The organism is Sphingobacterium sp. InxBP1, from assembly GCF_026191775.1.
Lineage (GTDB): Bacteria > Bacteroidota > Bacteroidia > Sphingobacteriales > Sphingobacteriaceae > Sphingobacterium > Sphingobacterium thalpophilum.
In genome coordinates this window covers 1-7,050 of sequence record NZ_JAINDX010000030.1, presented here as the reverse complement: position 1 = coordinate 7,050, position 7,050 = coordinate 1, and the positions used below count along the sequence as shown (strand labels likewise).

Below are 7,050 nucleotides of genomic sequence, written 5' to 3'. Positions count from 1 at the left end.
CTGACGGGAAGCTTTACCTATGACCTGAACGGGAATGCAACAAAAGACCGTACTGGTATGGTTTTTACCTATAACCAGCTGAACCTGCCCAGGACTGCAACCGGGAACGGGAAGGATATTGCCTATACCTATGATGCGCTCGGTGGCAAGCTGAACCGCAAGTCAAGTGTGGGCGGTATTGAAACGCAGCAGGACTATATTGGCGGGATCGAGTATAGCAGGAGCGGGACAGCAAGCCCTGTGATCGAGCGTATTGCGACTGAGGAAGGTTTCCTGCTGAACAGTTCGGGTACCTACAGTTATTACTACAACCTTACCGATCACCTGGGCAATGTGCGTTCGGTACTAAAGAAGACCGGTACAGCTACAGCCCCGGTAGCTACAGTGATGCAGAAGCAGGATTATTATCCGTTCGGTAAGACGAAAAGTATTGCAACAAGCATTGACAATAAGTACCTTTATAATGGCAAGGAGATGCAGGCTGACCTGAATGGGGGGGACGCATGCCTTGGGAAGTTCTTATGTACTGGAGGGACAGCTGGATTATTAGACCTGTGTGGTCTATCATTATTATAGATGTCGATAGCTTCTGCTACGACCTGCTTCATCAAATATAGATCTAAATGATAGGTATCAATCATGAAATCTTGTTTGAGTATACCGTTGATCCGTTCAGCGATAGTATTTTCATAGGGATCGGAGTTTTCTGTCACTTTTAAGCGTTCAATAATCCGATACGATTTATAGATATAAAATGAAAAGACCTAGGGGATTCTCTTGGGGTAGTTATGAAAGTAATTACATGATCATGAACGCTAAAGGCAACGTTGGGATCGGCACGAATAACCCGGAACAGAAGCTTTCCGTAAAAGGAAAAATACAAGCGGAGGAAATTAAGGTGACAACTACTTCCTCCGATTGGCCAGATTATGTATTTGAGGAAGACTATAAACTTAATAATTTAAAGGAACTGGAAGCCTTCGTTAAAGCCAATAAGCACCTGCCTGAGATGCCGACAGCAAATGAAGTCTAACAAAACCGTGTTCACTTGAGTGAAATGATCAAGAAGTTTCTTAGAAATAATGAAGAATTGACTTTACATGTGATTTCATTACAAAAGCAGATCGACGAGTTAAAGAGGGGAAATAAATGAAAATAAATTTAACACAGGTTCTTGGCTAGTATACTATAGTAAGGCGAATGTGTGCTCCTTTTCGCTTTCGGTGGTCAAAGGCCATGTCGCTGGTCTTCCCTGCGAGATAATCCAGTGTTACACCAAAGGCCTTGGCAATCTTTGCTATCGGGAGAGAGAAAGGATTCGTGCATTGTGTTAGTTTTATGTTATAATTTTGAGATATCAATTTTATTATTTAGATTTGGATTAACATTTATTACTTCAATGTTTATTTCATTGTGTTGTATATGTTTGTTTTGCTTATAAGCTAGCCAATATTTTTTTATGAAAAGAAAAGAATCACTTACACTATTTTTGGGTGTCCTGGGAATGCAGTTCTGTATAGTTCAGACAAACACATTTCCGACAACGGGCAATGTCGGTATTGGAACTACGGTACCCGCGAATCTTTTACATATTGATGCTGGTAATCTCAGACAGGGCATTGGTATTTTTGGAGATGGTGGAGTCGAAGCTTATTCAGATATCATGTACTCAATAAAAAACCGTGACAATATTCCCATTGGGGGCCCGGTAGCTTGGTGGATGAGTTATCGGAAGGATGGCTATTTTTCAGGGGCCTCTGGTGCGTTTACACTGGAATTTTTTGCGGACCGAAAGGGCGGCGGGTATTTTGCACCGCTCCTGATCATGTTGCCTCATTGAACATGAAAACTTATTTAGAGAAGAATATTGTCACGATATATTCTTTACAATGACGACGATTTAAGCTAACAGTAAATTATACTATTTTATGAAGATTAACGGAATTATTTTATTGGTAGCCCTTTGCCTGGCAGGGATACTGCCTTCTGGTGCACAGTCTACCCACCTTACTATTGCGGATACAAGAAACGTAGCAACTGTTCCGGACGACTACTCGCAAAAATTAAAATCAGAATTTAAATTTGGAACAACGCTGAATACTCCCTCGGGCACATATGTTTATACGTTGGGGCTACGGGGCTGGCGGGATGATACTGGCGGCCCCGCACATGAGCTTGCCTTTGCACCGGATCATCTCTACCTGCGCTCTGGTACAGCAGCCGGTGGCTGGGAAGCTTGGCGAGAAATTTTGTTAACAGATTCTTGGGGTAATGTAGGCATTGGCACAAATAATCCTAAAGCTAAGCTAGCCGTGGATGGGAATATTTTAGCCAAAGAAATCAAAGTTAAAACGGATATCACAGTCCCAGATTATGTATTTGAACCGGATTACGAATTACCCTCACTTAAATCGATTGAAGATTATGTAAAATTTCATAAACACCTTCCTGATATTCCTTCGGCAAGTAAAATTGCAAATGAGGGGCTGGATCTAGCAGAGATGAATTTGCTGCTTTTAAAAAAAATAGAAGAATTGACGCTGCATGTTATTTCACAGCAGAAACAGATCGATAAGTTGTCCGATAAAATGCAAATAAAATCGATGAAGTAAGTTTAGAAAGAAAAGCTTTTTGAAGATTGTGCTTTAGGGGCAGATGAGACTGTAACGTAAACTGTGTCAGAGGAATAATTCAATAAGATTATTTATATTCAATTATTCAAACGACACAGTCATGAAAGAAAAAGACCCATTCGACTTTGAACGCTTCAAGGCAGAAGCCGTGCAAGGTCTTTACGAAGGTAAAAGTTTGTCTCCCAATGATGGCGTCCTAGCGCCGTTAATGAAGCATCGTTAGGACGCCGCTGTTCGTGGCCAGCTGCGACTGTGACCAGTCCTTTTCCTCTCTCAATGTTATAATCTGCTTCCCTAGCTTCTTCAGTGTGCTATTTTTCCGCTTATGAGGATCCGATTGAAAATTATTTTATTTTTCACGAATATTTAATCTTCAATCGTATATTTAAACAGTAAAGCAAAAGTTGAATATTGGCTTGGTCTTCATAGGTGAATATCATAGCCATTGCCATTTTAACGAGAGATTTGACAATTTAACCATTTACGTTTTGAGAAGAGTAATAATACCAACGCTAACACTGTTTGCGCTTTCGGCGCATGCTCAGACCAATACCTTTCCGACCACTGGAAATGTCGGTATCGGAACAACAGCACCTCAGAGCAAGTTACAGATACTGGGGGGACTGTCCATAAATGGACGTAATTCAGTATCCGGAGTATACGGTTTTGGAAATAGTATTCAATTAATTGATCCAAATCATACCTCCATCATCTTTAATCCTGGACAGCAAACTCAATTGATGTTTGGCTTTCATACCAACGGTAATATGTACTGGAGCAACAATGCCAGCTATACGATGTCGCTCTCAAAGTCTGGCGATCTCCGTGTATTTAATACATTGGCTGTGGGCTCTGATCTTAAGACGGGCTATAAAATGTCCGTATCGGGGAAATTAGCCGCTCAGGAAGTGCTCGTGACGACCAGTAATTGGCCTGATTATGTATTCAGACCGGACTATAAGCTCCCCAGCCTTTCAGAAACTGAAAAATTTATTAGTGAAAATGGTCATCTGCCTGATATTCCAAAGGCTGAAGACGCTGAAGCTAATGGAATTTCTCTGGGCGAAATGAACAAAAATCTATTGAAAAAGATCGAAGAAATCACACTGCATTTAATCGAAATGGAGAAGAAAAACCAGCAGCAGCAGGAAACAATAAATAGACTTCTGTTGAGGGTTGGTGAATAGAGTCACCGTGGTGAGCCCATCAGACAGTTTTCGGTGAATATAAATCACAGCAATGATCTTATAGTAGCAGTGGTTAAATAGCTAACTTTTATTAATCTATGTATTTAATGAAAAAAAGTATTTTATTTTTTGTGTCTTTACTGTCGTTCGCATTAGTATGGGGCCAAGCTGTCCCAGAAAGCGGTACGAAAGATCCCGTTGGGGTACCATCGTCGCCAACGACCTATAATTTTGCTAAATTTGGTAATATTCCTCAAAATAATAGTACAGGAGCATTCTCCTACAGTATTCCCGTCTATCAGATCCAATCGGATGATATTCGTCATACAATTGAATTAAATTATTATAGTTCGGGAGTCAAAGTCGATGAAATAGCATCTAACGTAGGAATGGGCTTTGTTTTGAAGATGGGCGGTGTTATATCAAGAGTGATGCGTGGAAAACCAGACGAGATGGCCACCCGATGGTATCCGACATCTGCTACACAGCTCAAGGGGCAGGAAGAACGCATAAAGGGTATCGCTGATCCAGTTGCTCCCAATACTTATGACATAGAGCGTGACTGGTTTAATTTCAATGTCAATGGGATCAGCGGAACATTTTACTTTGATGAGAATCTGGGAGTGCATGTGGAAAGTAGAGAACATATCGAAGTGACCTATCAATCCGGAGAACCTATTAATAACATTGGTTACGGAACACCATCAACATTCACTATAAGAGACGGGAAAGGCTACAGCTACGTTTTTGGTGGAAGCAACGACTATCTGGAAGGAATGAGGTTTTATACCAATTGCGCTCCAGGTGCAGAGATGTATTATTCGGCATGGTTTCTCCGTGAGATTATTTCTCCCAATGGGAACAGGATGACCTTTTCATACATCGAAAACGCGATGTCCTATTCCCTGAGCAAAGAGGCTAGCTGGCTGATTGACAGAGACTGTACAAGTGACCCCTTTAGCTCATTCATACAATACAAAAGTGATTATCGTGAATGTATCTCCTTTTCGAATATAAAGTCGCGGTCGCTCTCAAAAATTAGCTTTACTGGTGGTGAAGTGAACATCAACTATAACCTATACCGCGTAGATAACGGAGGAAATAGTGTAAAAGATCTGAGTATTAAAAATTCAACTGGTGAGATAATCAAAACAGTTAATTTTACCTACAATCCGGCACCGCCAAATGGCAGTGTTGCTGCGGAGCGTTATCGTCTCTTTCTTATGAATTTAACGATCGGATCGGGAAACGGAACCATCAAAGAGCCTTATTCTTTCGAATACTATGATCAGGAACTCCTCCCTTCGAGATTAACCTTTAACAGGGATAAATATGGTTATTATAATGGTAGCGGAAATGTTGGACCGTTTAGCAAAGGATTAAAAAATGATCCGCTGATATTTGATATTCTTAATAAAGCCCAAATTGATTATGCTACCGGCGACCTAGAGGTCAAACCTGAGTTGGTGCAAACGGGTATGCTAAAACAGATCAATTATCCCACGGGGGGGGCTACACTGATCAGCTACGAGGGTCACAAAACTGAGAAAACCGTGAAAGAAATGTCCTACAGCAAAACCAGCTTAAATTATATCAGGAACTGTAAGCAGGACAATACAAATTCAACTTTAAAATTTGTATCGAATGGCGGCTTGCTCAATTTTTTGGTAGGTGCATCGCTTGATTACGGTGTTACTGCTTTGGGCTGTACAGCTCCCGAATCAGATGATATTCATGATATCTATACCTTTTCTGTGGTTGACCTTACAGCCGGTAACACGGTCTTTAGTTCTGTCGGTAATTTTGGTAAGAATATGAAAACCGTATTTCCATGCACAGGACAGCAGGGTGATTATGTATATGAGGTGTGCCCGGTTGAGACCGTAAAAGGACACCAATATGAACTTAAGTTAATTTTCGGTTCAAAATCCTACAATGCGCTACGTGGACAGATCGATATCCAATATAATGGCGTCGAGGTCCCAGTCAAAAAGCTCTATTACTATGGGGGAGCCAGGGTTAAAGAGATCAAAGACATAGATGGAGCAAGATATACAAATAGTAGGAAGTTTTACTATAATAAGCTGACTGATATTTCTTTGGATTCATCTTCACTATATGAGGTATATGAGCCCAGACAATATAGATTGATATCGTATCCCAAAACATGTTTGTATAATATCGGTGACCAATATGGTAATGAATATATTGTTAAACAGATTTCTAATGCGCAGAAGCTTTACATATCTTCATCTGGTATTAATCAGCTCTTCAGTAACCGAAGCAATCAATTAAATTATCATGTGATAACAGAAGTCTTTGAAGACGGTTCACTAAAGAACGGAGCAATCCAACGAAAATTTTATCAAACTATTGATGCAGGACCGGTTACTCTGCAGGGGCAGTCTACGATCGGTATGCCCTATTCAAATAATGCAGATCATCTTCTAGGCACGTTAAATGAAGAAGAAACATATAAAATCGATGCTGGTAAGTATGTACTCCAGCGAAAACGTGTATTTGATTATTCGTTTACCACCAAAGAACTACTATTGAGCTGGTTTTTTATTAAAGATTATGACCTTTTCCAACCAACCCCAACATCCATTTCCAATTTGTCAATCGGATATTATCATAATTACATAATGTCATTACTAAGTGAAAAAGTAACTGATATTAATTATGAAGGGCTGGTTCCCGTATTAAGTTCTTCCGAAAAGGTCTATGTTAAAGACCCATTCTATAATCTGCAAAGTGAATATATAGCAACCTCCGACGGGCAGCAGAAATTTAGAAGATATAAATATGCGTTTGATTTCCAGAATCAGCGTAACTTTATGAATGATCTGATCGCAAAAAAGAGGGTGAGTGAGCCTATTGTTATCCAGAGCGGAAAAAAAGTTGGGACCACAGAAACTGTACTTGGAACCGAAGATATTTCGTATGGTACTTTTGGCAGTCTTATAGCGCCAAAAATGCTGAAGGATATTGTCGACCCGCAGAATCCTAAAACATTATACGATATAAGTCGTTATACCCCAAAAGGAAAGGTGGAAGAACTGCTTACAGCAGATGGCATCACTGTAACGTATCTCTGGGGGTATAGCGGTCAGTATCCTATTATTGAAATCAAGAATGCGACCTATGCAGAGGTATCTGCATTACTTACCCCAGCGGCTATCGACAACCTCAACGTGTCGACACATTCGGAAGCTACAATGGAGACCCTG

At 40.5% G+C, this 7,050-nt stretch carries 7 protein-coding genes and 1 pseudogene; 7 read left to right on the top strand and 1 reads right to left on the bottom strand.

Annotated elements, in window-relative coordinates:
* Positions 1 to 576, top strand: a pseudogene (locus K7A41_RS00510) (hypothetical protein); the annotation flags it as partial.
* Here K7A41_RS00510 and K7A41_RS00505 read toward each other — a convergent pair.
* The gene (locus K7A41_RS00505; RefSeq protein ID WP_265712144.1) at positions 459 to 713 is read right to left on the bottom strand and encodes an integrase core domain-containing protein; all 255 of its coding nucleotides are present in this window, start codon (positions 711 to 713) and stop codon (positions 459 to 461) included. The pseudogene K7A41_RS00510 and the gene K7A41_RS00505 sit on opposite strands and share 118 nt — an antisense overlap.
* 41 nt (positions 714 to 754) lie before the next feature.
* Here K7A41_RS00505 and K7A41_RS00500 point away from each other — a divergent pair, with 41 nt between their 5' ends.
* The 6 genes from K7A41_RS00500 to K7A41_RS00475 form a co-directional block, all read left to right on the top strand.
* Positions 755 to 1,033 (top strand): tail fiber protein, encoded by a 279-nt coding sequence (locus K7A41_RS00500; RefSeq protein ID WP_265712143.1) that lies wholly within the window; start codon positions 755 to 757, stop codon positions 1,031 to 1,033.
* A gap of 426 nt (positions 1,034 to 1,459) precedes the next feature.
* A complete protein-coding gene (locus K7A41_RS00495) occupies positions 1,460 to 1,840 on the top strand; it encodes a hypothetical protein (RefSeq protein WP_265712142.1) in 381 nt (126 codons plus the stop codon).
* An 88-nt stretch (positions 1,841 to 1,928) separates the two neighbouring features.
* The gene (locus tag K7A41_RS00490; protein WP_265712141.1) at positions 1,929 to 2,612 is read left to right on the top strand and encodes a hypothetical protein; all 684 of its coding nucleotides are present in this window, start codon (positions 1,929 to 1,931) and stop codon (positions 2,610 to 2,612) included.
* A gap of 121 nt (positions 2,613 to 2,733) precedes the next feature.
* On the top strand, positions 2,734 to 2,856 hold the full coding sequence (locus tag K7A41_RS00485) for a hypothetical protein (protein ID WP_265712140.1): 123 nt from the start codon (positions 2,734 to 2,736) through the stop codon (positions 2,854 to 2,856).
* 265 nt (positions 2,857 to 3,121) lie between these two features.
* Positions 3,122 to 3,820 (top strand): hypothetical protein, encoded by a 699-nt coding sequence (locus tag K7A41_RS00480; RefSeq protein WP_265712139.1) that lies wholly within the window; start codon positions 3,122 to 3,124, stop codon positions 3,818 to 3,820.
* A 107-nt stretch (positions 3,821 to 3,927) separates the two neighbouring features.
* Positions 3,928 to 7,050, top strand: a 3,123-nt coding sequence (locus K7A41_RS00475) for a hypothetical protein (protein ID WP_265712138.1), incomplete at its 3' end; no start/stop codon positions are given.

Coding starts and splice junctions, on each gene's coding strand:
- K7A41_RS00500 (WP_265712143.1), top strand. CDS start 755: ATGAAAAGACCTAGGGGATTCTCTTGGGGTAGTTATGAAAGTAATTAC.
- K7A41_RS00495 (WP_265712142.1), top strand. CDS start 1,460: ATGAAAAGAAAAGAATCACTTACACTATTTTTGGGTGTCCTGGGAATG.
- K7A41_RS00490 (WP_265712141.1), top strand. CDS start 1,929: ATGAAGATTAACGGAATTATTTTATTGGTAGCCCTTTGCCTGGCAGGG.
- K7A41_RS00485 (WP_265712140.1), top strand. CDS start 2,734: ATGAAAGAAAAAGACCCATTCGACTTTGAACGCTTCAAGGCAGAAGCC.